The 25,777-nt window shown below is 64.4% G+C and carries 27 protein-coding genes; 8 read left to right on the forward strand and 19 right to left on the reverse strand.

Going from position 1 to position 25,777, the window contains the following annotated elements; all coding sequences use genetic code 11:
- Nucleotides 1-86 precede the first annotated feature (86 nt).
- The 18 genes from ACR80S_RS08955 to argC all read right to left on the reverse strand — a co-directional run bounded on the left by ACR80S_RS08955 (nt 87) and on the right by argC (nt 16,122).
- The gene (locus ACR80S_RS08955) at nt 87-515 is read right to left on the reverse strand and encodes a F0F1 ATP synthase subunit epsilon (protein WP_435401083.1); all 429 of its coding nucleotides are present in this window, start codon (nt 513-515) and stop codon (nt 87-89) included.
- Between the two features lie 24 nt (nt 516-539).
- Complete coding sequence (atpD, locus tag ACR80S_RS08960) at nt 540-1,916, reverse strand: F0F1 ATP synthase subunit beta (protein ID WP_435401082.1); 1,377 nt, start codon at nt 1,914-1,916, stop codon at nt 540-542.
- Nucleotides 1,917-1,982: 66 nt separating this feature from the next.
- Nucleotides 1,983-2,864: a F0F1 ATP synthase subunit gamma gene (gene atpG / locus ACR80S_RS08965; RefSeq protein ID WP_435403041.1), complete on the reverse strand. Its 882-nt coding sequence runs from the start codon at nt 2,862-2,864 to the stop codon at nt 1,983-1,985.
- 71 nt (nt 2,865-2,935) lie between these two features.
- Complete coding sequence (gene atpA / locus ACR80S_RS08970) at nt 2,936-4,480, reverse strand: F0F1 ATP synthase subunit alpha (protein ID WP_435401080.1); 1,545 nt, start codon at nt 4,478-4,480, stop codon at nt 2,936-2,938.
- A gap of 16 nt (nt 4,481-4,496) precedes the next feature.
- Nucleotides 4,497-5,033, reverse strand: coding sequence for a F0F1 ATP synthase subunit delta (locus ACR80S_RS08975; RefSeq protein ID WP_435403042.1), 537 nt, complete (start codon nt 5,031-5,033; stop codon nt 4,497-4,499).
- Nucleotides 5,034-5,044: 11 nt separating this feature from the next.
- The gene (locus ACR80S_RS08980; RefSeq protein ID WP_290907507.1) at nt 5,045-5,515 is read right to left on the reverse strand and encodes a F0F1 ATP synthase subunit B; all 471 of its coding nucleotides are present in this window, start codon (nt 5,513-5,515) and stop codon (nt 5,045-5,047) included.
- Nucleotides 5,516-5,587: 72 nt separating this feature from the next.
- Nucleotides 5,588-5,815: a F0F1 ATP synthase subunit C gene (gene atpE / locus ACR80S_RS08985; RefSeq protein ID WP_435401078.1), complete on the reverse strand. Its 228-nt coding sequence runs from the start codon at nt 5,813-5,815 to the stop codon at nt 5,588-5,590.
- 68 nt (nt 5,816-5,883) lie between these two features.
- Nucleotides 5,884-6,711 (reverse strand): F0F1 ATP synthase subunit A, encoded by an 828-nt coding sequence (atpB, locus tag ACR80S_RS08990; protein ID WP_435401077.1) that lies wholly within the window; start codon nt 6,709-6,711, stop codon nt 5,884-5,886.
- A gap of 9 nt (nt 6,712-6,720) precedes the next feature.
- The gene (locus tag ACR80S_RS08995; protein ID WP_435401076.1) at nt 6,721-7,128 is read right to left on the reverse strand and encodes an ATP synthase subunit I; all 408 of its coding nucleotides are present in this window, start codon (nt 7,126-7,128) and stop codon (nt 6,721-6,723) included.
- 196 nt (nt 7,129-7,324) lie between these two features.
- Nucleotides 7,325-8,239, reverse strand: coding sequence for a ParB/RepB/Spo0J family partition protein (locus ACR80S_RS09000; protein WP_435401075.1), 915 nt, complete (start codon nt 8,237-8,239; stop codon nt 7,325-7,327).
- Between the two features lie 49 nt (nt 8,240-8,288).
- Nucleotides 8,289-9,059 (reverse strand): ParA family protein, encoded by a 771-nt coding sequence (locus tag ACR80S_RS09005; RefSeq protein ID WP_435401074.1) that lies wholly within the window; start codon nt 9,057-9,059, stop codon nt 8,289-8,291.
- Nucleotides 9,060-9,090: 31 nt separating this feature from the next.
- Nucleotides 9,091-9,741: a 16S rRNA (guanine(527)-N(7))-methyltransferase RsmG gene (rsmG, locus tag ACR80S_RS09010; protein WP_435401073.1), complete on the reverse strand. Its 651-nt coding sequence runs from the start codon at nt 9,739-9,741 to the stop codon at nt 9,091-9,093.
- Entirely contained in the window at nt 9,738-11,642 is a 1,905-nt protein-coding gene (gene mnmG, locus ACR80S_RS09015) for a tRNA uridine-5-carboxymethylaminomethyl(34) synthesis enzyme MnmG (protein WP_435403043.1), read from the reverse strand. The genes rsmG and mnmG overlap by 4 nt, the downstream gene beginning before the upstream one ends.
- 530 nt (nt 11,643-12,172) lie before the next feature.
- Nucleotides 12,173-12,940, reverse strand: coding sequence for an amino acid ABC transporter ATP-binding protein (locus tag ACR80S_RS09020; protein ID WP_435401071.1), 768 nt, complete (start codon nt 12,938-12,940; stop codon nt 12,173-12,175).
- A gap of 13 nt (nt 12,941-12,953) precedes the next feature.
- Nucleotides 12,954-13,625: an amino acid ABC transporter permease gene (locus ACR80S_RS09025; RefSeq protein WP_435401070.1), complete on the reverse strand. Its 672-nt coding sequence runs from the start codon at nt 13,623-13,625 to the stop codon at nt 12,954-12,956.
- A 110-nt stretch (nt 13,626-13,735) separates the two neighbouring features.
- Nucleotides 13,736-14,524 (reverse strand): transporter substrate-binding domain-containing protein, encoded by a 789-nt coding sequence (locus ACR80S_RS09030; RefSeq protein WP_435401069.1) that lies wholly within the window; start codon nt 14,522-14,524, stop codon nt 13,736-13,738.
- Between the two features lie 117 nt (nt 14,525-14,641).
- Entirely contained in the window at nt 14,642-14,995 is a 354-nt protein-coding gene (gene erpA / locus ACR80S_RS09035; protein WP_435401068.1) for an iron-sulfur cluster insertion protein ErpA, read from the reverse strand.
- 92 nt (nt 14,996-15,087) lie between these two features.
- Nucleotides 15,088-16,122: an N-acetyl-gamma-glutamyl-phosphate reductase gene (gene argC / locus ACR80S_RS09040; protein WP_435401067.1), complete on the reverse strand. Its 1,035-nt coding sequence runs from the start codon at nt 16,120-16,122 to the stop codon at nt 15,088-15,090.
- Between the two features lie 113 nt (nt 16,123-16,235).
- On the opposite strand from argC, the gene ACR80S_RS09045 reads away from it, so the two are divergent.
- The 5 genes from ACR80S_RS09045 (at nt 16,236) to ACR80S_RS09065 (ending at nt 22,097) form a co-directional block, all read left to right on the forward strand.
- Nucleotides 16,236-18,014, forward strand: coding sequence for a chloride channel protein (locus ACR80S_RS09045; RefSeq protein WP_435403044.1), 1,779 nt, complete (start codon nt 16,236-16,238; stop codon nt 18,012-18,014).
- 90 nt (nt 18,015-18,104) lie between these two features.
- The gene (gene hemJ, locus ACR80S_RS09050) at nt 18,105-18,536 is read left to right on the forward strand and encodes a protoporphyrinogen oxidase HemJ (protein WP_435401065.1); all 432 of its coding nucleotides are present in this window, start codon (nt 18,105-18,107) and stop codon (nt 18,534-18,536) included.
- A gap of 17 nt (nt 18,537-18,553) precedes the next feature.
- Complete coding sequence (thiD, locus tag ACR80S_RS09055; protein ID WP_435401064.1) at nt 18,554-19,390, forward strand: bifunctional hydroxymethylpyrimidine kinase/phosphomethylpyrimidine kinase; 837 nt, start codon at nt 18,554-18,556, stop codon at nt 19,388-19,390.
- 108 nt (nt 19,391-19,498) lie between these two features.
- The gene (gene hemL, locus ACR80S_RS09060) at nt 19,499-20,788 is read left to right on the forward strand and encodes a glutamate-1-semialdehyde 2,1-aminomutase (protein WP_435403045.1); all 1,290 of its coding nucleotides are present in this window, start codon (nt 19,499-19,501) and stop codon (nt 20,786-20,788) included.
- A 61-nt stretch (nt 20,789-20,849) separates the two neighbouring features.
- Entirely contained in the window at nt 20,850-22,097 is a 1,248-nt protein-coding gene (locus tag ACR80S_RS09065) for a P-loop nucleotide/nucleoside kinase family protein (protein WP_435403046.1), read from the forward strand.
- Nucleotides 22,098-22,110: 13 nt separating this feature from the next.
- Here the strand turns inward: ACR80S_RS09065 and ACR80S_RS09070 are convergent, their stop codons facing one another.
- Nucleotides 22,111-22,809, reverse strand: a complete 699-nt coding sequence (locus tag ACR80S_RS09070) for a LuxR C-terminal-related transcriptional regulator (RefSeq protein WP_435401061.1) — start codon at nt 22,807-22,809, stop codon at nt 22,111-22,113.
- 372 nt (nt 22,810-23,181) lie between these two features.
- Here ACR80S_RS09070 and rdgB point away from each other — a divergent pair, with 372 nt between their 5' ends.
- The 3 genes from rdgB (at nt 23,182) to ACR80S_RS09085 (ending at nt 25,733) form a co-directional block, all read left to right on the forward strand.
- Entirely contained in the window at nt 23,182-23,793 is a 612-nt protein-coding gene (gene rdgB, locus ACR80S_RS09075; RefSeq protein WP_435401060.1) for an RdgB/HAM1 family non-canonical purine NTP pyrophosphatase, read from the forward strand.
- Nucleotides 23,790-24,959, forward strand: coding sequence for a radical SAM family heme chaperone HemW (gene hemW, locus ACR80S_RS09080; protein WP_435401059.1), 1,170 nt, complete (start codon nt 23,790-23,792; stop codon nt 24,957-24,959). Before rdgB ends, hemW begins: the two co-directional genes overlap by 4 nt.
- Before the next feature lie 96 nt (nt 24,960-25,055).
- Entirely contained in the window at nt 25,056-25,733 is a 678-nt protein-coding gene (locus ACR80S_RS09085) for a YiaD family glycine zipper/OmpA-like lipoprotein (RefSeq protein WP_435401058.1), read from the forward strand.
- Nucleotides 25,734-25,777: the final 44 nt, after the last annotated feature.

Consider the following 25,777-nt stretch of genomic DNA (forward strand, 5'->3'; position numbering starts at 1 on the left):
CCGGCGCTCATGATAGCAGAGACGAAAACGCCCCCCGAAACCGGTTTTTCACGGGATCGGGGGGCGCCGTCACGGCTGGGGCAGGTTCAGCCCTTGCCGGCCTTCTTGCGCAGCTGCTGGATGGTTCTGAGCTGCGCCACGGCCTCGGCGAGTTCGGCGGCAGCGCGAGTGTAGTCCAGCTCCGCCGACTTGTCGCTGAAGGCCTTCAGCGCATGCTGTCGGGCCTCCTCGGCGGAGGCCTCGTCGAGGTCACCGGCCCGGGAGGCCGCATCGGCCAGGATCGTCACCACGTCGGGCTGCACTTCCAGGAAGCCCCCCGAGACGTAGAAGTTCTCCTCACGCCCGCCGTCATGGATCACGCGGACCGGACCCGGCTGAAGCTCTGTCAGCAGCGGAGCATGGCCGGGCAGGATACCCAGATCCCCCATCAAGCCGGACGCGACCAGTTGCTCGATCTCGCCCGAGAAGATGGCCGCCTCGGCGCTGACGATATTGCATGTGAAGCTGTTCGCCATAGCGAATCCCCCTGATGGACGGGATTACTTCATCTGGTTGGCTTTCTCGACGGCTTCGTCGATGGTGCCGACCATGTAGAAGGCCTGCTCCGGCAGATCGTCGTGCTCGCCGTTGAGGATGCCCTGGAAGCCACGGATGGTGTCCTTCAGGGACACGTACTTGCCGGGCGAACCGGTGAAGACCTCGGCCACGAAGAACGGCTGCGACAGGAAGCGCTGGATCTTGCGCGCCCGGGACACGGCCAGCTTGTCCTCATCGGACAGCTCGTCCATGCCCAGGATCGCGATGATGTCCTTGAGCTCCTTGTAACGCTGCAACACGTTCTGCACGCCGCGAGCGGTGTCATAGTGCTCGTCGCCGACGACCAGCGGATCCAGCTGGCGCGAGGTGGAATCCAGCGGATCGATGGCCGGATAGATGCCCAGCTCGGCGATGGAACGCGCCAGAACCACGGTGGCATCCAGGTGCGAGAAGGTGGTCGCCGGAGAGGGATCGGTCAGGTCATCCGCGGGCACGTAGACGGCCTGTACGGAGGTGATCGAGCCGGTCTTGGTGGAGGTGATGCGCTCCTGGAGCACACCCATCTCCTCGGCCAGGGTCGGCTGGTAGCCCACCGCGGAGGGCATGCGGCCGAGCAGTGCGGAGACCTCGGTACCGGCCAGGGTGTAACGGTAGATGTTGTCGACGAACAGCAGCACGTCGCGGCCTTCATCGCGGAACTTCTCGGCGATGGTCAGGCCGGTCAGGGCCACGCGCAGGCGGTTGCCGGGCGGCTCGTTCATCTGACCGTAGACCAGCGCTACCTTGTCGATAACGTTGGATTCGGTCATCTCGTGGTAGAAGTCGTTACCCTCACGGGTCCGCTCGCCCACGCCCGCAAACACCGAGTAACCACTGTGCTCGGTGGCGATGTTGCGGATCAGTTCCATCATGTTGACGGTCTTGCCCACGCCGGCGCCGCCGAACAGGCCGACCTTGCCGCCCTTGGCGAACGGGCAGACCAGGTCGATGACCTTGATGCCGGTCTCGAGCAGCTCGTTGGACGCTGCCTGATCCGCGTAGCCCGGTGCCTTGCGGTGAATCGGCATGCGCTCCTGCTCGCCGATGTCGCCGGCCTCGTCGATCGGCTCGCCGAGCACGTTCATGATGCGACCCAGCGTCTCCTTGCCTACCGGCACAGAGATGGCCGCACCGGTATTGGTGACGTCCATGCCGCGCTTGAGCCCCTCGGTGGAGCCCATGGCGATGGTGCGCACCACGCCGTCTCCCAGCTGTTGCTGAGTTTCGAGCACTGTCTCGACAGTCGAGACTTTCAGCGCGTCGTAGACCTTGGGAACATCGTCCCGCGGAAACTCTACGTCAATCACCGCGCCGATGATTTGTACGATACGTCCGCTCATCTTGCGATCCTCTAAAAAACCTGCAAATGAAGCCTGTGTGCCGGGAGGGCCTCGCCCTCCCCGGCGCTATACGGCGGCGGCGCCCCCGACGATCTCGGAGATCTCCTGGGTGATGGCGGCCTGGCGGGCCTTGTTGTAGACCATCTCCAGGTCGTCGATCAGTCCGCCGGCGTTGTCGGTGGCACTCTTCATGGCGATCATCCGCGCGGCCTGCTCACAGGCCGCGTTTTCGACCACCGCCTGGTACACCTGGGATTCGATGAAACGAACCAGCAGGCTGTCCAGCAGCGCCTTGGCATCCGGCTCATACAGGTAGTCCCAGCTACCGGGACGATGATCATCTTCGTCATGCGTATCCAGCCCCATGTCCGCAGACAGGGGCAGAAGCTGCCTGACCACCGGCTTCTGGGTCATGGTGTTGACGAACTCGTTGTACACCACGTAAAGCCGATCCAGACGGCCTTCGTCAAACGCATCCAGCATGACCTTCACGCTGCCGATCAGATCCTCGACCTCGGGCGACTCGCCCAGGCCGCTCTTCGCCGCCACGAGGTTGCCCCCGTACTTGCGAAAGAAGCCGCCGGCCTTGTTACCCAACGCGCAGAAGTCCAGCTCGGCGCCCGATTCACGATGCCCCATCGAATCCTTCAGCACCGCCTTGAACAGGTTGACGTTCAGGCCACCGCACAGGCCGCGGTCGGTGGAGACCACAATGTAGCCCACCCGCTTGACCTCACGATCGACCATGTAGTCGTGCTTGTACTCGGGGTTGGCATCGGCAATATGGGCAACGACGTTGCGGATCTGACGCGCATAGGGCTGGCTGGCCTTCATCAGGTCCTGGGCCCGGCGCATCTTCGACGCAGCCACCATTTCCATGGCGCTGGTGATCTTCTGCGTGTTCTTGATGCTCCCGATCTGGGTGCGTATCTCTTTTGCAGCTGCCATAGCGATCTACTCCGTTCGTGGCCCTCAGAAAGCTCCAGGGCCCGCCCCGAAGGCGGGACGGGCCAGCGGGATTACCAGCTCTGAGTGGCCTTGAACTTCTCGAGACCCGCCTTCAACCCGCTCTGGATCTCGTCGCTGTAGTCGCCGGTCTGGTTGATCTTGTCGAGCAGCTCGGCATGCTCGGACTTCATGTAATCATGCAGGGCACGCTCGAAGTCCAGCACCTTGCTCACATCGATGTCGTCCAGGAAGCCTTCGTTGGCGGCATACAGGGACACCCCCATCTCGGCCACGGACATCGGCGAATACTGTTTCTGCTTCATCAGTTCGGTGACGCGCTGACCATGCTCCAACTGCTTGCGAGTGGCCTCATCCAGGTCGGAAGCGAACTGGGAGAAGGCCGCCAGCTCGCGGTACTGGGCCAGGGCCAGGCGCACGCCGCCGCCAAGCTTCTTGATGATCTTGGTCTGGGCCGAACCGCCGACACGAGACACCGAGAGGCCGGCGTTGATGGCCGGACGAATGCCTGAGTTGAACAGATCGGTCTCGAGGAAGATCTGACCGTCGGTGATGGAGATCACGTTGGTCGGAACGAAGGCGGACACATCGCCACCCTGGGTCTCGATGATCGGCAGCGCGGTCAGTGAACCGGTCTTGCCCTTCACTTCGCCATTGGTGAACTTCTCGACATAATCTACGTTGACCCGAGCCGCACGCTCCAGCAGGCGGGAGTGCAGGTAGAAAACGTCACCGGGGTAGGCTTCACGACCGGGCGGACGACGCAGCAGCAGGGAGACCTGACGATAGGCCACGGCCTGCTTGGACAGGTCATCGTAGACGATCAGGGCGTCTTCGCCGCGGTCGCGGAAGTACTCGCCCATGGTGCAGCCGGAGTAGGCGGCGAGGAACTGCATCGGGGCCGGATCGGCAGCGCCGGCGGCGACCACGATGGTGTGCTCCATGGCGCCATGCTCTTCCAGCTTGCGCACCACGTTGGCGATGGTGGACTGCTTCTGGCCAATGGCGACGTAGACACAGGTGACGCCCTTGCCCTTCTGGTTGATGATGGCGTCGATGGCGATGGCCGACTTGCCGATCTGGCGATCGCCGATGATCAGCTCGCGCTGGCCGCGACCGATCGGCACCATGGCGTCGATGGACTTGAAGCCGGTCTGGATCGGCTGGTCGACCGACTGGCGGGTGATGACGCCTGGAGCGACCTTTTCGACGGCATCGGTCATCTTGGCGTCGATATCGCCCTTGCCATCGATGGGATTACCCAGGGCATCGACGACGCGGCCCTTCAGCTCGGGGCCCACCGGCACCTCGAGGATACGACCGGTACAGCTGGCGGTCATGCCCTCTTCGAGCTGCTGGTAGTCACCGAGGATGACAGCACCCACGGAGTCGCGCTCGAGGTTGAGCACCATGCCGAAGATGCTGCCGGGAAATTCGATCATCTCACCGAACATCGCATCCTCGAGCCCGTGAATCTTCACGATGCCGTCGGATACGCTGACGATGGTGCCCTGGTTGCGGGCTTCGGATGCGACGTCAAGCTTCTCGATACGCTGCTTGATGATGTCGCTGATCTCGGAAGGATTCAGTTGCTGCATGCCATGTCCCTCAGACTCAGGCGGTAAGGGCTTCGGCGAGGCGGTTCAATCGACCGCGCACCGACCCGTCGATGACGGTGTCGCCGGCGCGCAGAATCACGCCACCGAGAAGCCTGGGATCCACCTGAGTGGTAATGGAGATTTCGCGATTCAGGCGCTTCTTGAGCGCACCGGCGAGCTTCTGCTGCTGCTTGTCGTCGAGCTCGAAGGCCGACACCACGGTCACGTCGACGCGCTGCTCATGGTCGGCGCGCAGCCGCTCGAACTGGCCGGCGATGGCGCCCAGCGCCGGCAGACGACGCTGGTCGGCCAGCTCATCGAGGAAGCGACGCGACGCGTCGTCCACCTTGATGTCGGCCACCTCGACCAGCAGCGCCACCTTGCGCTCGGTGGTGAGCTTCGGACTGGCAATGAGTGCCTGGACGTCCCGGATGGCCATGATCTGACCCAGGGTGCCCAGCATCTCGGACCAGGTATCCAGCGCCTGGTGATCGCGTGCGTACTCGAACGCCGCCTTGGCGTAAGGCCGAGCGACGGTAGACAGTTCCGCCATGGATCACCTCCTCACAGTTCGGCAGCAAGCTTGTCGAGCAGCTTGCGGTGTGCCTTCTCGTCGATGGAGGCTTCCAGAACACGCTCGGCACCCGTGACCGCGAGGGTCGATACCTGGGCGCGAAGCTCTTCCTTGGCGCGATTGATTTCCTGCTGGATCTCGGCGCGGGCGCTGGCGACCAGGCGCTCGCCCTCGGCGCGGGCCTGATCGCGGGCTTCCTCGACCATCTGGGAAGAGCGCTTGTTGGCCTGCTCGAGAATCTGGGAAGCCTGCTCCTTGGTCTCGCGCAGCGTCTGAGCGGCCTGCTCCTGGGCAAGCTCGAGGTCACGTGAGGCACGGCTTGCCGCGTCGAGGCCATCGGCAATCTTCTTCTGGCGCTCGTGGAGCGCAGCGCTGATAGGCGGCCACACGTACTTTATGCAGAACCAGACAAAGATCGCGAAGGCGATCGTCTGCCCGATCAGCGTCATGTTGATATTCACAGGACTGTACCTCTGACAGGTTCGTGGCGACCGGTAACAAGCAAACCGAGCGCTGAGCGCTCGGTGCTGTCGTTAACCGGCTACGACGAAGATCAGGTACATCGCGATACCGACACCGATCATCGGAACGGCGTCGAGCAGGCCAGCCATGATGAAAGTCTTGGTCTGCAGCTGGTCGCCCAGCTCCGGTTGACGCGCGGTGGACTCGAGCAGCTTGCCACCCAGCATGGCAAAGCCGAGACCGGTAGCCAGGGCGCTGATGCTGATGATGATGGCGGCAGCAATGTAGACGATTTCCATGATGGTGCTCCTAGTAGGTTGAGTTACAAGGGGTAGTGGTTGGTTGAGTTACAAGCGTTGCGCGGGTCTCAGTGATGCTCGTGCGCGGCACTCAGGTACACGATGGACAGCGTCGTGAAGATGAAGGCCTGCAGAGTCACCACCAGGATGTGGAAGATCGCCCATGGCACGTCCAGCAGCCAGATGGCCCAGAAGGGCAGCAGCGCGATCAGGATGAAGATCACCTCACCGGCGAACATGTTGCCGAACAGACGCAGGCCCAGGCTGATCGGCTTGACGATGAGGCCGACCACCTCGAGGATCAGGTTGAACGGAATCAGCGACCAGTGGTTGAAGGGCGTCAGCGAGAGCTCCTTGGCGAAGCCGCCTACCCCCTTCACCTTGCAGCTGTAATAGATAATGAGCAGGAACACGCCGAAGGCCATGCCCAGGGTGGCATTGACGTCGGTGGTCGGCACGATCTTCATGTATTCGAAGCCGAGCTTGCCGAACAACTCGGGGAAATAGTCGACCGGAATGATCTTCAGGGTGTTCATCAGCAGGATCCAGATGAACAGCGTCAGCGCCAGCGGTGCGATGTGGGGATTCTTGCCGTGGAAGGTGGAGCGGGTCAGGTTCTCGATGAACTCGATGACCATCTCGACGCCGTTCTGCAGCCCGCCGGGTACCCCGGTGGTGGCCATCTTGCCGGCCTTGCGGAATAGCCACAGGAACAGCACACCCATGGCGATGGACCAGCCCATGGTATCCAGGTGTATCGCCCAGAAGCCCATCTCTACCGCCTCGGTAGAGCTGGACGCCAGCGACCAGCCGTTACGCGGGTGGTAGCCGAAGGTCAGGTTCTGGAGGTGGTGCTGTATGTAATAGATGGCCGATATTTCGTTATCTGCTGCCATACTGCTTCCTCAGGTTCGGGGGGTCGACCGCTCACGCATCAGCCAGGGGGTCAGCCAGTGCATGAATTGGGCCGCCACATATGCAACGAAGAATAAAGCCGGGTTTGAAGGGGGCACTGCCACAAACACGATCACGAACAGTGCCACCGTCAAACCGAACTTGCCCATCGCCGCCTGATAGAGATTGAGCACATTGACCCGTACTCGCTTGCCGCCCCGGCTGCGCAGTCCGCGCCTCACGAAGTAGAACGAGGGCAGCAGGCTGACCAGACCACCCATCAGGGCCGATACCGCCCCGAAGACCCCCGCCAGCCAGAGCCCCGACAGGGCCACTACAAGCACCGCGGCCCCCTGGGCCATGAACAGCCGCGAGAAATCCAGCTGTCGGCGGCCTGCGGCAGATGAGGCTCTGTGCATCGTGTCATCATCCTGGCCCACTGTCAGGGCCCTTTTCGCCGCGGGTGCCATGCAGGATATCAAGGCAAACACCGGCGGATTATAGGGAAGGGCTATCGGGGCTTCAACAGAGCCGCTGTGGATTTTGCCTGGTTCTGCCCCTTCTTGCGACCAAAGATGCAGGAATTGTCAACATCCTACCGATGTCAGCCGCCCGCTAGCGTATGTGCTCGAGGATGCCATCGAGCTCGTCGAGGCTGGTGTAGCGGATGGTCAGCCGCCCCTTGCCACCGCGGCCATGCTGGATCTTCACCGGCGCGCCGAGCAGCTCACCCAGCCGGGTCTCGAGGCGAGCCACATCGGGGCTGGCCGACGGCTTCTCGGCCTTCTTAGGTTCCCCGGCGACGAGGCGCTTCACCAGCGCCTCGGTGTCGCGCACGGTAAGGTCCTTGTTGACCACCTCGTGAGCCGCGCGGCGCTGCTTGGCGCCGGAGAGCGCCAGCAGCGCCCGGGCGTGGCCCATGTCCAGGTCACCGCGCTCCAGCAGGGTCTGCACCTCGGGGTCCAGTGCCAGTAACCGCAGCAGGTTGGCCACCTGGGCGCGGGACTTGCCCACCGCGTCGGCGACCTGCTGCTGGGTCAACTCGAACTCCTCCAGCAGGCGCTTCAGCGCCATGGCCTCCTCCACCGGATTGAGGTTCTCGCGCTGGATGTTCTCGATCAGCGCCAGGGCCAGGGCCACCTCGTCGGTGACCTCGCGGATCACCGCGGGGATCACGTCGAGCTCGGCCAGCTGGGCGGCCCGCCAGCGTCGCTCACCGGCGATGATCTCGTAGCGATCCTCGCCGGCGGGACGCACCACGATGGGCTGCATCACCCCCTGGGCGCGGATCGAGTCGGCCAGCTCCTCCAGGGCCTCGGGCTGGATGTCCCGACGGGGCTGGTACTTGCCGCGAGTCAGCTGGCCCAGCGGCAGGCGCTCGAGACGATCCTCGGCATCCGGCGCGGTGGCCCTCGAAGCAGCATCGTCCAATTCGATGCCTACCTCGGGAAGATCGAGGCTCTCGCGGCGGCGAGCGCCGGCCCCGATCAGGGCATCCAGTCCACGTCCCAGGGCGCGTTTACGCGTCATCGACACTCCCTCATCACAGCGGTTACGGCATGGGCGCGCCATGCTGTCGTCACAGCGACAGCCGGCGGATCAGTTCCTTGGCCAGCACCCGGTGGGCCTGGCTGCCCCGCGAGAAGCGGGCGTACTTGGTCACCGGCAGCCCGTGGCTGGGCGCCTCGGCGACCCGCACGTTGCGGGGAATGGTGGCCTTGAGCAGCGTGTCGCCAAAATAGTCGCGCAGCTGCTTGGTGATATCGCGGGTCAGGCTGTTGCGGGCATCGAACATGGTGCGCAGGATCCCGTAGACCTCGAGCCCCGGGTTCACGTTGTCCTTGATCTGCTCGACGGTGTCGAGCAGCGCCGAGAGCCCCTCCAGGGCGTAGAACTCGCACTGCAACGGGATCAGCACGCCGTTGGCCGCGGTCAGGCCATTGACGGTGAGCATGTTCAGCGAGGGGGGGCAATCGATCAGCACCACGTCGTATTCGCCGGCGACGTCCGCCAGCGCCCGCTCCAGGCAGCGCTCGCGGCCGACCTCGCGATCGAGCAGCGCCACCTCGGCGGCAGTGAGGTCGCCGTTGCCGGGCAGCAGGGTGTAGCCCGCCACGGGACAGTCGACGATCACCTCCGCGGCGACACGGTCGCCCAGCAGCACGTCCAGCACGCTGCCCTCGAGCTCGTGCTTATCCACCCCGCTGCCCATGGTGGCATGCCCCTGGGGGTCGAGGTCCACCAGCAGCACGCGGCGATCCAGGGCCGCCAGGCTGGCGGCGAGGTTGACCGCGGTGGTGGTCTTGCCGACACCACCCTTCTGGTTGGTCAAGGCGATGATCTTGGTCACGGGCAACTCCCTTGCTGGGAAACGCGGGTTGTCATGGGCGCGAGCCATCGGCCTGGCGTTCGAGGACCACCAGCAGCCGGCTGCCGACGTCGAAGGGCACCTCCAGGGGGTGCCGGGCCACCGGCGCCACGCCGGCCGGCACACCGGCGAGTTCGTCCTCCACGGTGGGGCCCTTCATGGCCAGCCACTGGCCGCCGGGAGCTACCAGCGGCAGCGTCAGGGAGACGAAGTCGCCGAGGCTGGCGAAGGCCCGCGAGATCACCTGGTCGAAGCGCCCCTCGAAGGCCTCGACCCGCATCTGCACCGGGGTCACGTTGGACAGGCCCAGCTCCATCACCGCCTGGCGCTGGAAGCGCACCTTCTTGCCGTTGCTGTCGAGCAGGCTCACGGTGAGCTCTGGCCTGAGGATCGCCAGCACCAGGCCAGGAAAGCCGGGCCCGGCGCCCACATCGAGCAGGCTGGGACCTTTGACGAAAGGCAGCACGGCGGCGCTGTCCAGCAGGTGGCGAGCCACCATTTCCTCGGGCGAGCGTATCGCGGTGAGGTTATAGGCGCGGTTCCACTTGTGCAACAGGCCGACCAGCGACAGCAGTTGTTGGCGCTGGTCGGGGTCCACGCCGATGCCGAGACGTTCGAGCCCCCGGTCGAGGCGTGCCTCGACCGTCGGATCCACTGGCATCATGCGTTGGCCGCCTTGTGCTCATCGAGCAGGCGGCGCTTCTTTAGGTGAATCAGCAGGATGGAGATCGCCGCCGGGGTCACTCCCGAGATCCGCGAGGCCTGGGCCAGGGTCTCGGGGCGCGCCTCGGCGAGCTTCTGGCGGATCTCGTGGGAGAGTCCCTCGACCCGCGCATAGTCCAGGTCCGCCGGCAGCGGCGTGGCCTCGTGACGCTTGAGTCTGGCGATCTCGTCCTGCTGGCGGTCGATGTAGCCCTGGTACTTGGCCTGGATCTGCACCTGCTCGGCCACGCCGTCATGGGCTACCGCCTCGCCCTCGATGCCGGGCAGGTCGGCCAGATCGGCGTAGCCGAGTTCCGGGCGCCTGAGCAGGTCCATCAGGCTGTACTCCCGGGTCAGCGGCTTGCCGGTCTTCTCGGCGACTGCTTCGGCGGCCGCGGTGCCTGGCTGCACCCAGCAGGCCTTGAGCCGGGCGTTCACGCGCTCGATCGCCTCGCGCTTCTCGCTGAAGACGGCCCAGCGGACGTCGTCGACCAGCCCCAGCTCGCGGCCAGCCTCGGTGAGACGGAGGTCGGCGTTGTCCTCACGCAGCAGCAGGCGATACTCGGCCCGCGAGGTGAACATGCGGTAGGGCTCCTTGGTGCCCAGGGTGATCAGGTCATCGACCAGCACGCCCAGGTAGGCTTCGTCGCGGCGCGGAGCCCAGGACTCCAGGTCCTTCGCCCGGCGGGCGGCGTTCAGCCCGGCCAGCAGCCCCTGGGCGCCGGCCTCCTCGTAGCCGGTAGTGCCGTTGATCTGCCCGGCGAAAAACAGATTGTGGATAAATTTCGTCTCCAGCGAGTGCTTCAGGTCCCGCGGATCGAAGAAGTCGTATTCGATGGCGTAGCCAGGCCGGGTGATATGGGCCTTCTCCAGGCCCTTGATCGAGCGCACCACCTCAAGCTGTACGTCGAAGGGCAGCGAGGTGGAGATGCCGTTGGGGTAGAGCTCGTGGGTGTCCAGGCCCTCTGGCTCGATGAACACCTGGTGGCTGGCCTTGTCGGCGAAGCGGTGCACCTTGTCCTCGATGGAGGGGCAGTAGCGGGGCCCCACGCCCTCGATCACCCCGGAGTACATGGGTGAGCGGTCGAGGTTAGCGAAGATGATCTCGTGGGTGCGCTCGTTGGTGTGGCCGATATGGCAGCTCACCTGCCGCGGGTGCTGGGTGCGGCTGCCCAGGAAGGACATCACCGGGGTCGGGCTGTCGCCGGGCTGCTCCTCGAGCAACGAGAAGTCGAGGCTGCGGGCATCCAGGCGCGGCGGGGTGCCGGTCTTGAGGCGATCGACCCGAAACGGCAGGGCCCGCAGGCGCTCGGCGAGGCGGTTGGAGGGCGGGTCGCCGGCGCGTCCACCGCGGCTCTGCTCGAGGCCGATGTGGATCACCCCGCCGAGGAAGGTGCCGGTACACAGCACCACGGTCTCGGCGTGGAAGCGGATACCGGTCTCGGTGACCACGCCGCGTACGGTGTCGTTGTCCACGATCAGGTCGCCGGCGGCCTGCTGGAACAACGTCAGGTTGGACTGGTTCTCCAGCATCTCGCGAATCGCGGCCTTGTAGCGGATCCGGTCGGCCTGGGCGCGGGTGGCCCGCACCGCGGGACCCTTGCGGGCATTGAGCACACGGAACTGGATGCCGCCGAGGTCGGTGGCCTTGGCCATGGCACCGCCCAGCGCATCGATCTCCTTGACCAGGTGGCTCTTGCCGATCCCCCCGATGGCGGGATTGCAGGACATCTGGCCCAGGGTCTCGATGTTGTGGGTCAGCAGCAGGGTCTGACAGCCCATGCGAGCGGAGGCCAGGGCGGCTTCGGTTCCCGCATGGCCACCGCCGATGACGATGACGTCAAAGCGGTCGGGGTAATCCAAGGTGCACCTCGTTGGCGCGGCGGCGCCGTCTTCCAGTCAGGGGATGAAATCAGGCCGCGAGTATAAACCTCCTGTGGGTAATCGTCAGGGTTTTCCACACCGCCTTTGTCCCGGGCCGTTGCCTACCCCCTTCCTAACATTAAATATCAATATATATAGAGAGAAGTTCTATTATGGTAGTTACTACTGGTGTGGACAGAATTCGTGGATAAGAGGTTTATTGTTAATTTTTTCATCAGGTTATATTGTTGATAAGAGGCGGGAAAAGAGGGTGGCAGCCTGCGCACAGGGTGGCAGGAGCCTGTGGATGAAAGGACGATTTGTCCACAGTGGCAATTCTGCACTGTTTGTCCACTGATGGGTACCAGGCTTGTGCCCGCAGCTGTGAACAACCGTCGTGGTTATCCTCAAACCCTACTATCAAGGGGGTGAAAGGAGGAAATTCAACCGTCGGAAAAAATTCTATCCACAGGCAAAAAAAGGCCCTGTCGCGTACGACAGGGCCTTTTTTCACGCTTCGAAGGGGGATATCAGTGCTTGAGTACCCGGGCCAGGAAGCTGCGGGTACGTTCATCGGTGGGACGGTCGAAGATCTGCTCGGGCGGCGCCTGTTCGGCGATCTCCCCCTGGTGGATGTAGATCACCCGGTCGGCCACCTCTCGCGCGAACCCCATCTCGTGGGTGACGATGATCATGGTCATGCCCTCTCGTGCCAACTCGCGCATGGCATCGAGCACCTCGCCGATCATCTCCGGGTCCAGCGCCGAGGTGGGCTCATCGAAGAGCATCAGTCGCGGCTCCATGGCCAGGGCGCGGGCCAGGGCCACGCGCTGCTGCTGGCCGCCCGAGAGCTGGTTGGGGTGCTTGGCGGCCTGATCGCTGATACCGACCCGCGCCAGCAGCCGCTCGGCGGTCTCCATGGCATCGGCGCGGCTCCAGCCGCGCACCTTCATGGGGGCCAGGATGACGTTGTCCAGCACGCTGAGATGGGGAAAGAGGTTGAACTGCTGAAACACCATGCCCACCTCGGTGCGGATCTTCTGGAGGGCTTGGCCGCTCTTGCCATGGGGCGTGAGCTCGTTGCCGTCCACTCCGATATGGCCATCCTGGAACTCTTCCAGCCCGTTGATGCAGCGAATCAGCGTCGATTTGCCCGAGCCGCTGGCGCCGATGATCACCACCACTTCGCCGGGGGCGACCTCGAGATCGATATCCTTGAGCACGTGCAGGCTGCCGAAGTGCTTGTTGACCTTCTCCATCTGCACGATGGGAGCGGTTGCGTTGTCGTTCTGTATCATGCGTTAGCTCCCCTTATTGACCTGCCAGGCCGCGGCGCTCGAGCTGGCGCAGCAGTAACGAAAGGGTCCAGGTGATGGCCAGATACATCAGGGCCACCATGAAGTAGACCTCCAGGGCGGTGAAGGTGGTGGCGATGTAGATCTGCCCCTGGCGGACCAGTTCGCCCACGCCGATTACCGAGAACAGGGAGGTGTCCTTGATGCTGATGATGCCCTGGTTACCCAGCGGCGGAATCATGCGGCGGAAGGCCTGGGGCCAGATCACATAGCGGAAGGCCTGGGTGCGGGAAAGCCCCAGCGACAGCGAGGCCTCGCGCTGGCCGCGTTCGATGGACTGCACGCCGCCGCGTACCACTTCCGAGATGTAGGCGCCGGAGTTGACCGCGATGGCGGCGATGCCGGCGGTCAGGGCATTGATGGGGCTACCCAGCAGCTGAGGCAGGCCATAGAAGATAAACAGCACCTGTACCAGGATGGGGGTGCCGCGGAACACTTCGACGTAGACGATCGCCGGCCAGCGGATCAGACGCGACGGACTGATGCGCATCAGACCGAAGACGATGCCGATGATGAAGCCGATGGCCAGCCCGCCGAAGGAGATCAGCAGGGTCCAGGGAATGCCCGGCAGCAGGTGCGGAATGGAGCGGAACGCCGCCGCCCAGTCGAATTGAAAGGTTACTTCCACGGGCGTTTCTCCGGGATGGCTGGAAACGAGGCGGGGCCGGGAGGTGCTACCGCCCGGCCCCGCTGGTCAGCTCGTCGTGTCACAACGACGAGGGTTCAGGGCGGCTCGGATCACTCCTCCGAGGGAGCCTCGCCGAACCACTTCTCGTAGATCTCGGCGTAGGTGCCGTCCTCGCGCATCTCGGCCAGGGCCTCGTTGACCGGCTCGACCCACTGGCTACCCTTGTGGAAGACGATGCCGTACTGCTGGCCTGCATAGAGGGGGCCGACGACCTTGGTACGTCCCTCGCCACGGGTCTGGGAGAAGTAGGCGACGTTGGGGGCGTCATAGAAGGCGGCGTCGACGTTACGGCCGAGCAGTGCCATGTACATGTCGCTGTTGCCCGGGTAGGGGGTGATGTCGGCGCTGTCGCCGAGGTTCTCCTGGAGGAAGTCGTAGCTGGTGGAGCCGATGCGCGTGGCCACGGACATGCCCTCGAGGTCCTCGATGGCTTCGACGCTGTCGTTGTCGGCACGCACGATGATGCGCAGACCGGAGTCGTAGTAGGGGTCCGAGAAGTCGACGATCTGGGCGCGCTCCTCGGTGATGGTCACACCCGCAACGGCGATCTCCTGGCTGCCGGTCTGCACTGCCGGGATGATGCCGGCGAACTCCATGGTGGTGAGGTTGACCTCGAAGCCGGCACGTTCGGCCAGTTCATTGATCATGTCCATGTCGAACCCGATCATCTCGCCGGTCTCGGGGTCGAGCATCTCGAAGGGTACGAAACTGGGATCGGTGACCACGTTGACGGACGGCGTTTCAGCCAGCGCGGAACCGGCCATGCCGAAGCCCAGCGCCAGGGCGGTGGCCAGGGTGGTTTGCTTCAGGAAGGGTGAAGCACAAGCGGATCTTGTCATGAGGTTCCCCATTATTGAGTCTTTTCTGGTGGGTCTCGCCTCTTCAACCTTGGCGAGAATGCTCCAGAGCGTCAAGTTGGGGATTTTCACGGGCGCCGTGTCCACGGTCGCCGTGGCTTACACCATGAAGGAGGCGCCACAGCCGCAGGTGGTGGTGGCGTTGGGGTTCTGGACCAGGAAGCGGGCGCCGGCGAGGCCCTCCTCGAAGTCCACGGTGGAGCCCACCAGGTACTGGTAGGAGAGCGGGTCGATCACCAGGGCGACCTCGCCGAACTCGATGACCGTGTCATCCTCGGCGACCTCATCGGCGAAGTCGAAGCCGTACTGGAAGCCCGAGCACCCACCGCCGGTAACGTAGACCCGCAGCTTGAGCTGGCTGTTGCCCTCTTCCTCGACCAGCGACTTGAGCCGCTTGCGTGCGCTGTCGGACAGCATCAGGGGAGTGGGAACAAAGGATTCGGCACCGCTCATGGAGAGCTCCCTCGAGGGAAATGGAGAATTCGACCCGTCATTATCCCTAATCCCTAGTAAAAGGGTCAACTTTTGCCGGGGACGCGTCGTTGTCAGGGCATCAGTGCGGGGGCGGTGAGGCCGGCGTTCTCGGCGAGGCCGAACATCAGGTTGAGGTTTTGGATCGCCTGGCCGGAGGCGCCCTTGACCAGGTTGTCGATCACCGCGAGCACCACCACGGTATCGCCATTGCCCGGGCGATGCACGGCGATGCGGCAGAGGTTGGCGCCCTTGACGCTGCGGGTCTCCGGGTGGCTGCCGGCGGGCATCACGTCGACGAAGGGCTCATCCGCGAAACGCTGCTCGAAGAGCGGTTGAAGATCGCCTGGCTCACCCGTGAGCCGCCCGTAGAGGGTGGCATGGATGCCGCGGATCATCGGCGTGAGGTGGGGCACGAAGGTGAGTCCCACCGGGACACCGGCGGCATCCGTCAGGCCCTGGCGGATCTCCGGCAGGTGGCGGTGGCCGGCGGCACCGTAGGCCTTGAAGGACTCGCTGGCCTCGGCCAGCAGCGAGGGCACCTTGGCACCGCGGCCGGCGCCGGTGACGCCTGACTTGCAGTCGGCGATGACGTGGCCAGCATCGATAAGGCCCGCCTCGAGCAGCGGCAGAAGGCCGAGCTGCACCGCGGTAGGGTAGCAGCCGGGCACGGCGATCAGTCGCGCCTGGCGGATCGCTTCGCGGTTGACCTCGGGCAGCCCGTAGACCGCCTCACCCAGCAGTGCCGGGGCACCGTGGGGCTGGCCGTACCACTCGGCCCACTCCTCGGCATCACGCAAGCGAAAATCCGCGGAGAGATCGATGACCCGGGTGCCGCGCTCGAGCAGTTCGCCGGCCAGGGCATGGGCCACGCCGTGGGGGGTGGCGAAGAACACCGCATCGCAGGCGCCGAGGCGGTCGGCATCCGGTTCGCTGAAGGCCAGGGTGTCATAGTGGCCGCGCAGGTTGGGGTACATGTCACAGACACGGACGCCCGCCTCGGAGCGGGAGGTGATGGCTTCCACTTCGACCTCGGGATGCTGGGCCAGCAGCCTGAGCAGTTCGACCCCGGTGTATCCGGTGCCTCCGACGATTCCGACCTTGATCACGTTGCACTCCTTCCGCTTGGCCTTGGGCTGGGCTCGGTTGTGACGAATATGATACACAAGTAGACAGGGGCGCACCCAGGAGGCCCCGGAATCGGTCGAACAGGAATCACGCCGTGCCGCGCTTCTCATTGCCAGACCTCAACCTGGAGGGCTTCCGCCAGCGCCTGGCCAGCGTCGATGCCCTGCCCCAGCTCTGCGTGCTGGGGGTGGTGTCGGGGCTGATCACTGGCGGCTTCATGGTGGGCTTTCGACTGCTGATCGACCTCGGCGCGCTGGCCTTGATGCCCGACGGTGACCCCGAGGCCTTCGAGGGGCTCTCGCCCCTGATGCGTTCCCTTCTGCCGATCCTGGCGGTCACCATCGTCGGGGGGCTGCTGTGGCGCCAGCCAGAGAAGGCCCGCAAGCTGGGTGTAGGCCATGTGATGGAGCGACTGACCTACCATCAGGGGCGCTTCCCTCTACGCAACTGGCTCAATCAATGGTGGGTCGGCGTGGTCACCGTGCTCGGCGGGCTTTCCGCCGGCCGCGAGGGACCGGCGATCCATCTCGGCGCGGCTGCCTCCAGCGGCCTGGGCCAGCAGCTGCGCCTGCCCCACAACAGCCTGCGGGTACTGGTCGCTTGCGGCACCGCTGCGGGCATCTCAGCCTCCTTCAATACGCCTATCGCCGGGGTCATCTTCGCCATGGAAGTGGTGATGATGGAGTACACCATCGCGGGCTTCATGCCGGTGATCCTCGCTTCCACCATGGGGGCCGTGGTAGCCCAGCTGGTCTACGGCTCCGAGCCGGCCTTCCAGGTGCCGACGGTGAGTCTCGGCTCCTTCTCCAACCTGCCCTGGCTGGTGGTCACTGCACTGGTGATCGGCCTGCTGGCGGGGCTCTTCATTCACGTGGCGAGAAGCGACTGGATCAAGGGCCTGCCGGTGTGGCTGCGCCTTTCGCTGGTGGCCGTGGCCACCGCCGCGGTGGCCTGGTGGTACCCGGAGGTGCAGGGCATCGGCTATGACAGCCTGAGCGCTGCGCTGACTGGTGACCTGGCGGTGGACGTGCTGCTGGCCCTGGTGGTGGCCAAGTTGCTGCTCACGGCGATCACCGTGGCCAGTGGTATTCCCATCGGCATCATCGGGCCGGTGCTGGTGATTGGTGCGGCGGCGGGGGCGCTGATGGGGCTGTTCGGTGGCTGGATCTGGCCTACGCGGGGGGCGGAACCGGGGATCTATGCCATGCTCGGCATGGCGGCAATGATGGGAGCTGTGCTGCAGGCGCCGCTGGCGGCGCTGATGGCCCTGCTGGAGTTGACCCACAACCCCAACATCATCCTGCCTGGCATGCTGGCAGTGGTGGTTTCCTGCCTGACCTCCCGACAGCTGTGCCGCTGCGACGGCTTCTTCATCAGCGCGACTCGCCATGGCCTTCACCCGCTGCAGCAGCCGCTGATGCAAGCGCTGTCGAGAGTCTCGGTGCCGGCGGTGATGGAGCGAAGCCTGGAGCGCACGCCGCGCATGGTGACGCATGAGCGTGCCCGGGCGCTGCTTGCGCGCAACCCGATCTGGATCCTGATCGAACGCTCCAGCGACGACAAGCCGACCCTGGCCCTCAAGGCCGCCGACCTGGCTCGCTGGTTGATGGAGCATGAGTCCGAGGAGCAGGTCGCCGTCGTGGAGCCAGAGTCCCATGAAGAGGAGATGATCGACCTGCTGGAGATTCCCGGCCTGCGCCTGGAACTGGCGCCCATCCATCTGCAGGCAACTCTCTCGGAGGCCTTCGAGCGTCTCAACGACCAGGCAGTGGATGCGCTCTATGTGGAACACGGCAACCGCCCGAAACAGAAGCGGATTTCCGGTATCATCACGCGGGGCGCCATCGAGCGGTATTATTCGTTAAAAGATTAGTCTTTCAAGGATTAGCCCTTCCATGAACTAGCACCGCCACTTATAGCTAGCGCTCGCGACCTTTCAACCACTCTCCCACGAGGAGCCTGAATGTATCTGTGGATCAAGGCCCTGCACCTGATCGCCATGGTGACCTGGTTCGCCGCCCTCTTCTATCTGCCGCGCCTCTATGTCTACCACGCCATGGCGCGTGACCGAGGCGAGCAGCAGGCGATCGACCACTTCCTGGTCATGGAGCGCAAGCTCTACCGGGGAATCATGACCCCCTCGATGATCGCCGTGCTGGTATTCGGCGGCTGGCTGCTCTACCTGATGCCCTTCTGGCTCAGTCAGGGCTGGATGCACGTCAAGCTGCTGCTGGTGGCGCTGCTGGTGGCCTACCACCATGTCTGCCTGATCTACCTCAAGCAACTGCGCGACGGGCGCTGCACCAAGAGCCATGTGTTCTTCCGCTGGTTCAACGAGCTGCCGGTGATCGCCCTGCTGATCATCATCTTCCTCGCCGTGCTCAAGCCGTTCTGATGGCAATGAGCGACAGGATGACGCCACACCTGCCGGTGGTGCTGGTGCTGGCCGGCCATGACCCCACCGGGGGCGCCGGGCTGGTCGCCGATGCCGAGGCTATCGCCGCCTGCGGGGGCTGGGCGCTGACCATTCCCACGGCACTGACGGTGCAGAACTGCCGTGATGTCCAGGTGGTGGTGCCCTGCGACCCGCATGCCATGCGTGCCGCCGCCGCGGCGCTGGACGACTTCGAGATCGCTGCCATCAAGGTGGGACTGGTGGCCGACCTGGCGACGCTGGATGCGGTGACCGATATCGTGCGTCGCTTTCCTGGGGTACCGCTGGTGGTGGATCCGGTGCTCAGGGCCGGCGGTGGACACGAGTTGTCCACAGCCGAGCTGGTGGATGCCTTCCGCGAGCGGCTGCTCCCCCTGGTGGACATACTGACGCCCAATCGGGAAGAGCTGGCAAGGCTCTCCGCCCAGGCCGGCGAGGATACCGAGCGGGCGGTGGAGCTGATGACCCTGGGTTGCCAGGCAGTGCTGGTCACCGGGACCGATGGGCCAACTGCCGCCACCCCGGTTGACCGTGTGGCCCACACCCTGCACACGCCCTATCAGAGTCGCCAGTGGAGCTGGCCTCGTCTCCCGGGCCGCTACCACGGCTCCGGCTGTACCCTGGCCTCGGCCCTGGCGGCGCGTCTGGCGGCCGGTGAATCGCTGGTGACGGCCTGTGAGCAGGCCCAGGCCTTTACCTGGCAGGCCCTGGCCCACGCCTGGCAACCCGGCACCGGCCAGGCGCTGCCACGTCGCCTCTGGCGTCTACCCGTGACGCCGGTCAAGGGAGTGGACGAGGCGGAGGCTCCGGGCTGAGCCCGAGGCTGGCCATCCCCTGCTTGAACGCAGAGAATGGGGACAGTCGGGTGGCCATTATCAGGTTATCCAGAGAATTATCCACAGCTTTCGAGGACGAGAGACGCCATGACCACATCCGCCGAGCTCTTCGAACGGGCCTGCCGCCATATTCCCGGCGGCGTCAATTCGCCGGTGCGCGCCTTCAAGGGCATGCAGCGTCCGCCGGTGTTCATGGAGCGAGCCAAGGGCGCCTACCTGATCGACGTGGAGGGCAAGCACTACGTCGACTACGTGGGCTCCTGGGGGCCGATGATTACCGGCCACGCCGACCCGGATGTGCTGCGGGCGGTGCGCGAGCGGCTGGACAATGGGCTGTCGTTCGGCACCCCGACGGCCATCGAGACCACCATGGCGGATCTGATCTGCGAGATGATCCCTTCCATGGAGATGGTGCGCATGACCAGTTCCGGCACCGAGGCCACCATGTCGGCGATTCGACTGGCCCGCGGGGTTACGGGGCGCGACAAGATCGTCAAGTTCGAGGGCAACTACCACGGCCACTCCGATTCGCTGCTGGTCAAGGCGGGTTCCGGGGCTCTGACCCACGGTGAGCCCAGCTCTCCCGGGGTGCCGGCCTCCCTGGCCGAGCACACCGTGACCCTGCCCTACAACGACATCGATGCCGTGGAGCAGTGCTTCGAGGAGATCGGCGACCAGATCGCCTGCATCATCGTCGAGCCGGTGGCCGGCAACATGAACTGCATCCCGCCCCAGCCGGGCTTCCTGGATTGCCTGCGCCGCGCCTGTGATGCCCACGACAGCGTGCTGATCTTCGACGAGGTGATGACCGGCTTCCGGGTGGCCCTGGGCGGTGCCCAGGCCCACTACGGTATCCACCCGGATCTCACCTGCCTGGGCAAGATCGTCGGCGGCGGTATGCCGGTGGGGGCCTTCGGCGGCAGCGAGACGATCATGTCCAACATCTCACCGCTGGGGCCGGTCTATCAAGCGGGTACGCTGTCCGGCAACCCGCTGGCCATGGCGGCCGGGATCGCCCTGCTCACCAAGCTGCGCGAGCCCGGCTTCCATGATGCCCTGGCCCAGCGGGTCGAGACCCTCTGCCACGGTCTCCAGGAGCGCGCGGACGCCGCCGGGGTGGAGATGATCACCCAGTACGTGGGCGGCATGTTCGGGCTCTTCTTCACCGGGCAGAGCCGCGTGGACAACTTTGCCCAGGCCACCGCCTGCGATGCCGATGCCTTCCGGCGCTTCTTCACCGCCATGCTGGAGGAAGGCGTCTATCTGGCCCCCTCGGCCTATGAGGCGGGGTTCATGTCCAGTGCCCATGCACCGGAAGATATCCAGCGCACCCTGGATGCTGCCGAAAGGGCCTTCGTGACCATGCGGCAGGCCTGAAGAGACGGATCGCCGCCAGTGTTTGCGCACTTTTTTCTACCACACCATCAGGAGACTCGTGATGCCCCACTCCTCCGCTGCGGCCCGTGATGACAACGAGAACCTGGAATCGCTGGTGGATTCCCTGGTGGCCTACCACCGCCTGCCCCAGGCCGCCGTGAAGGATGTCGACCCCACCCGGCCACTGGCGCAGATGGCAAAGGAGGAACTGGCGGCCATTCGCGAGGGGCTGCTGGACGAGGAGGAGTGCCTGCGGCTCGACCAGCTAGGGGAGTGGCTGGAGCAGGACCTGGTCCGCCTCAAGCCGCTCCTCGAGGGCCGGCGCGAGCGCGTGGTGACCAGCTGGGCGCTGGTTCATCCGGATAGCCGCCTGCGGCATGAGGGCCGGACGCTGCTGGTCAACGCCATTGGTCGTGATCCAGCGGCTCCCGGTAGCGCGCTCCCGGCGGATCCGGCCAGCGACCTGGCGGCGCTGCTGGTGGGGCTGGAAGCGCGGAGAGAGTCGGCGCTGACACGATTGGCGCTGGACCGTTACCTGCGCCTGTCGGGAGACTACCCCCAGGCGCGGTTACTTTCCCTGTTCGGCACCTGCCATGCGCTGAGCGGCGCCCGGCGGGCCCTACAGCGGCGCCCAGCACCCGGCCAGGATCCGGAACATCCGGCAAGGCTGGCCGAGAGCATGGCCGAGTGCCGCTATTACTTGTCTCTGGCCGAGCGTATCGCCGAGTTCCGCTTCCCACCGCTGGTGATCGCCGTGGGCGTGTCCGGTAGCGGCAAGAGCCGCTTTACCTCGGGGTTGGTCAGTCGGCTGGGGGCAATCCGGGTCTGTTCGGACGCGGAGCGTCGACGGCTTCACCAGCTGCCTCAGGACAAGACCTACCCACAGGCTCAGGCGGTGCCACCGGCTGTGGGTATCTTCGGTGAGGTCGCCACCGAGCGAACCTATCGCCACCTGGCAAGCTGCGCGGGAACCCTTCTCGATGCGGGTATCCCGGCTTGTGTGGACGCCACCTGCCTGAAGCGCTGGCAGCGCGATCTGCTTCGTCAGCAGGCCGAGGCCCGCGGCCTGCCCTGCCTGATGGTCAGCTTCGAGGCGGATGAGGCTACGCTCAGGCGGCGTATCGAGAAACGCGCTCGCCGCCTGAGCGTCGAGGTCGCCAACAGTTTGGCGCTACTCGACCATCAACTCGCCGAACGGGAGTGCTTTGGTGACGAGGAGCGCCTGAATCTGGTCCATCTCGATACCACTGCCGACAATGCCGCCGAGACGCTGGCCGATCTCATCGAGGAACACGTGAAGCTGGTCTGAAGGACTCGATGCTTCAGCCCGAGCCTTTTTCATGTCCGACATCCCGTCGCGGATGATTCTTGTTGGGTGGGGGCGGCACGCCCAGGTTATGACGTGCCCAGTTGACGGCCTGGATGCGGTTATGGACATCGATCTTGCGGAAGATATTGTAGAGGTGCGACTTGACGGTGTGCTCGCTGACGAACAGGCGGTCGGCGATCTCGCCGTTTGAGGCACCCGAGCCAAGCAGGCCGATGATTTCCAGCTCGCGGTGGGTAAGTCCGCAGACCGGGCGGTAGGAGTTGAGCTGCTGGCGCCGCAGAAAGGAGATCATGCGCGTCATCAGAGAGCGCGACATCCAGAGCTCGCCGACGATCAGCGCCTGTAGCCCCTTGCAGATCATCTCCAGGCTGTCACTGCGGTAGAAGACACCCTGCAGGTGGAGGGCCGAGAGGGTCTGTATCGCGTGATCCTCGTCCTTGAGGTTGAAGGCGGCTAATGAGATGCGCTCGTCCTCCATGGTTCGAGCGTGCCACTTCTGCATGAGATCTTCACTGATATGGTCGACATCCAGCAAAACCAAAGTGGGCTGTATCTCATTAGGCTGCCAGTCTTTACCGGGTGCCAGCACAGAAATCGTGCAGTCTACATGCTGGTGCAGATAGTCGATGAAAAGTTGGCACTGTGGGCTGTTGGCAGTGACCAGCAGTAGCAGGTTTCTGCTCTGATCCATGTTCGCCCTCCTTGAATTATAGCCAGGGGTCTAATTCCGGTGCATAAAATGGGTGATAGTAATTTCTAAGCCTGAAGTCTTGGCTATTCTGTAATTTTTCGTAACTACTAATTGGTTATAAAGGAAGTGCTTTTTTATTTTATTCAGCGAATAGGTGCCGGTAATTACAGGAAAATCAAACCCTTAATAATTTTTAGGCGCGCGGGATAAGCTCGTCCTGTGAGCAAAACCAGTCTTCCATCATGACATACGTCATCCCCCCATCTGCAGCGGGGGTGAGATTCGGCCGAGTTTCCGGCTGGGGCGTTTCCTGATTCTCACTGCTGGCCCTAGAATGGCAGGTCGTGAATCGCCAGACCAGGAGTACCTGACATGACTTCGACCCCCTTGATTCTCGCCAGCGGCAACGCCGGCAAGCTGCGTGAGTTTCATCAGCTCCTGGCGCCGCTGGGCTTCGACGTCAGGCCCCAGGCGAAACATGATGTCCCCGAGGTAGAGGAGACCGGCCTGACCTTCGTCGAGAACGCCCTGCTCAAGGCGCGTGAGGCGAGTCGCATCAGCGGCCTACCGGCGCTGGCCGATGATTCGGGGCTGGAGGTCGATGCCCTGCACGGGGCCCCGGGGATCTACTCGGCGCGTTTTGGCGGGGAGCCGAAGAGCGACGCGCGCAACAACGCTCGGCTGCTGGAGGCCCTGGCCGAGGTTCCCGAGGGGCAGCGCAATGCACGCTACTGGTGCGTGCTGGTCTACCTGCGCCACGCCGAGGATCCGGTGCCGCTGATCGTGCAGCGCAGCTGGGAGGGTGAGATCCTGGCCCATCCGCGAGGCGAGGGTGGCTTTGGCTACGACCCCCTTTTCTGGCTGCCGGACCAGGCCATGAGCGTGGCCGAACTGTCGGCAACCGAAAAGAACCGCTTGAGCCACCGTGGGCGTGCCCTCCAGGCGCTGGTGGAGGCGCTGGGCGAGGGCCACACAGCACGATGATCTCCTTGCCGCCTCTCGCGCTCTATGTGCATGTACCCTGGTGCGTGCGCAAGTGTCCCTACTGCGACTTTAACTCCCACGGCGTCGGCCGGGAGGCCTCGCTGCCTGAAGCGGACTACCTGGAAGCCCTGCTGGCCGACCTCGCTGCCGATCTGCCTCTGGCCGCGGGTCGGGAACTGGCCAGCATCTTCATCGGCGGGGGGACGCCTAGCCTGATGTCAGCCGGGTTCTATCGGGAACTGCTGGCCGGTATCACCGCACGGCTCCCCATGGCCCCTGATATCGAGATCACCCTGGAGGCGAATCCCGGGACCCTGGAACGCGGACGCTTCGCCGGCTATCGAGAGGCGGGCATCAACCGGCTTTCCCTGGGGGTCCAGAGTTTCCAGGATGACCAGTTGCAGGCCTTGGGCCGCATTCACTCGGGCCATGACGCCGAGGCGGCGGTGGCCGAGGCGCGAGCGGCGGGCTTTGACAACCTCAACCTAGACCTGATGCACGGGCTCCCGGGTCAGACCCCCGAGCTGGCGCTGGACGACCTGGAACGCGCCCTGTCGCTGGGCACCGAGCATCTCTCCTGGTACCAGCTTACCCTGGAGCCCAACACCGAGTTTTACTCCCGGCCACCGCGCCTGCCCGAGGAGGAGGTGCTCTGGGATATCCAGGATCTGGGACACGAGCACCTGGAGGCCGCAGGCCTGTCCCGCTACGAAATCTCTGCCTACGCCCGCCCGCAGCGTCGCTCACGGCACAATCTCAATTACTGGCGCTTCGGTGATTACCTGGGCATCGGGGCCGGCGCCCATGGCAAGTTGAGCGCCGGAGAGGGTGACGCCGGCCTGCTGATCGAGCGACGCTGGAAGGTTCGACAGCCCCAGGCCTATCTGCGCCGGCGGCACGATCCCCGGGGCTTCATGGCCGGCCGCAGTCGGATCCAGGAGAGCGAACTCGCACTCGAGTTTGCCATGAACGCGCTGCGCCTGGTCGAAGGGGTGTCACTGTGCAACTGGCAAACCGCTACGGGCTTTTCACCGGCTGTGCTCGAGGCTCGCCTGACTCGCGCCCGAAAAAAAGGACTTCTTGTGGAAGATGCCACTCGACTGCAGGCATCGCCTCAGGGTCTATTATTCTTGAATGAATTGCTGGCGCTGATCGGCATGGAGTGACCGGTCCGCCAGACTCATCGCAGCTAGTATCAATGATGAACTGCCCGGCAGGGATGCCTTCCGGGCCACCTGATGACTGAAAGGAGATCTGATTTCATGATCAAGCCCATTCGCTTGTTCGTTCCGCTTGCCGCCGCCGCCCTGCTGGTGGGCTGTGCCACGACCGACCCCTACTCCGGTCAGACCCAGCGTTCCACAACGGGGACGGGAGCCGCCATCGGTGCCGCCGTGGGTGCCGCGGCCGGTGCGCTGAGTGGTGACGGCAGCACCAGCCGCCGCGATCGGGCCCTGATCGGTGCCGCCGTAGGTGCCGCTGCCGGTGCTGGCGTTGGTGCCTACATGGACCGCCAGGAACAGGAACTGCGTCAGAGCACGCAGGGTACCGGCATCCAGGTGGATCGCCGTGGGGATGACATCGTGCTCAACATGCCGAGTAGCGTGACCTTCGGCTTCGACTCCAGTGAGCTCACCACGAGTGCCCGCAACGCCCTCAATGATGTGGCATCGATCCTCACCCAGTACTCCGATACCCGCGTCAATATCGCCGGCCACACCGACAGCACCGGCAACGCCGACTACAATCAGCGCCTCTCCGAACGCCGCGCCGACGCCGTCGGCAACTACCTGGCCCAGTCGGGTGTCTCCCGCAATCGTCTCTACATGAGTGGCTACGGCCAGAGCCAGCCCGTCGCCAGCAACGCTACCGAGGAGGGGCGAGCTCAGAACCGTCGCGTCGAGATCACCCTCACGCCGATCGAAAGCCAGTTCCAGTGATCTTCGGGTAGCGCTTTCACTACCCTGATTCCGGGGCCCGTCAC

It is taken from the genome of Halomonas salsilacus, from assembly GCF_051216275.1.
In the GTDB taxonomy this organism is placed as follows: domain Bacteria; phylum Pseudomonadota; class Gammaproteobacteria; order Pseudomonadales; family Halomonadaceae; genus Halomonas.

What these genes read in the sequence shown, in the direction of transcription:
- ACR80S_RS08955 (WP_435401083.1), bottom strand. Translation starts at nt 515, where the DNA reads ATGGCGAACAGCTTCACATGCAATATCGTCAGCGCCGAGGCGGCCATC.
- atpD (WP_435401082.1), bottom strand. Translation starts at nt 1,916, where the DNA reads ATGAGCGGACGTATCGTACAAATCATCGGCGCGGTGATTGACGTAGAG.
- atpG (WP_435403041.1), bottom strand. Translation starts at nt 2,864, where the DNA reads ATGGCAGCTGCAAAAGAGATACGCACCCAGATCGGGAGCATCAAGAAC.
- atpA (WP_435401080.1), bottom strand. Translation starts at nt 4,480, where the DNA reads ATGCAGCAACTGAATCCTTCCGAGATCAGCGACATCATCAAGCAGCGT.
- ACR80S_RS08975 (WP_435403042.1), bottom strand. Translation starts at nt 5,033, where the DNA reads ATGGCGGAACTGTCTACCGTCGCTCGGCCTTACGCCAAGGCGGCGTTC.
- atpE (WP_435401078.1), bottom strand. Translation starts at nt 5,815, where the DNA reads ATGGAAATCGTCTACATTGCTGCCGCCATCATCATCAGCATCAGCGCC.
- atpB (WP_435401077.1), bottom strand. Translation starts at nt 6,711, where the DNA reads ATGGCAGCAGATAACGAAATATCGGCCATCTATTACATACAGCACCAC.
- ACR80S_RS08995 (WP_435401076.1), bottom strand. Translation starts at nt 7,128, where the DNA reads ATGCACAGAGCCTCATCTGCCGCAGGCCGCCGACAGCTGGATTTCTCG.
- ACR80S_RS09000 (WP_435401075.1), bottom strand. Translation starts at nt 8,239, where the DNA reads ATGACGCGTAAACGCGCCCTGGGACGTGGACTGGATGCCCTGATCGGG.
- rsmG (WP_435401073.1), bottom strand. Translation starts at nt 9,741, where the DNA reads ATGATGCCAGTGGATCCGACGGTCGAGGCACGCCTCGACCGGGGGCTC.
- ACR80S_RS09020 (WP_435401071.1), bottom strand. Translation starts at nt 12,940, where the DNA reads ATGATACAGAACGACAACGCAACCGCTCCCATCGTGCAGATGGAGAAG.
- ACR80S_RS09030 (WP_435401069.1), bottom strand. Translation starts at nt 14,524, where the DNA reads ATGACAAGATCCGCTTGTGCTTCACCCTTCCTGAAGCAAACCACCCTG.
- erpA (WP_435401068.1), bottom strand. Translation starts at nt 14,995, where the DNA reads ATGAGCGGTGCCGAATCCTTTGTTCCCACTCCCCTGATGCTGTCCGAC.
- hemJ (WP_435401065.1), top strand. Translation starts at nt 18,105, where the DNA reads ATGTATCTGTGGATCAAGGCCCTGCACCTGATCGCCATGGTGACCTGG.
- thiD (WP_435401064.1), top strand. Translation starts at nt 18,554, where the DNA reads ATGACGCCACACCTGCCGGTGGTGCTGGTGCTGGCCGGCCATGACCCC.
- hemL (WP_435403045.1), top strand. Translation starts at nt 19,499, where the DNA reads ATGACCACATCCGCCGAGCTCTTCGAACGGGCCTGCCGCCATATTCCC.
- ACR80S_RS09065 (WP_435403046.1), top strand. Translation starts at nt 20,850, where the DNA reads ATGCCCCACTCCTCCGCTGCGGCCCGTGATGACAACGAGAACCTGGAA.
- ACR80S_RS09070 (WP_435401061.1), bottom strand. Translation starts at nt 22,809, where the DNA reads ATGGATCAGAGCAGAAACCTGCTACTGCTGGTCACTGCCAACAGCCCA.
- rdgB (WP_435401060.1), top strand. Translation starts at nt 23,182, where the DNA reads ATGACTTCGACCCCCTTGATTCTCGCCAGCGGCAACGCCGGCAAGCTG.
- hemW (WP_435401059.1), top strand. Translation starts at nt 23,790, where the DNA reads ATGATCTCCTTGCCGCCTCTCGCGCTCTATGTGCATGTACCCTGGTGC.
- ACR80S_RS09085 (WP_435401058.1), top strand. Translation starts at nt 25,056, where the DNA reads ATGATCAAGCCCATTCGCTTGTTCGTTCCGCTTGCCGCCGCCGCCCTG.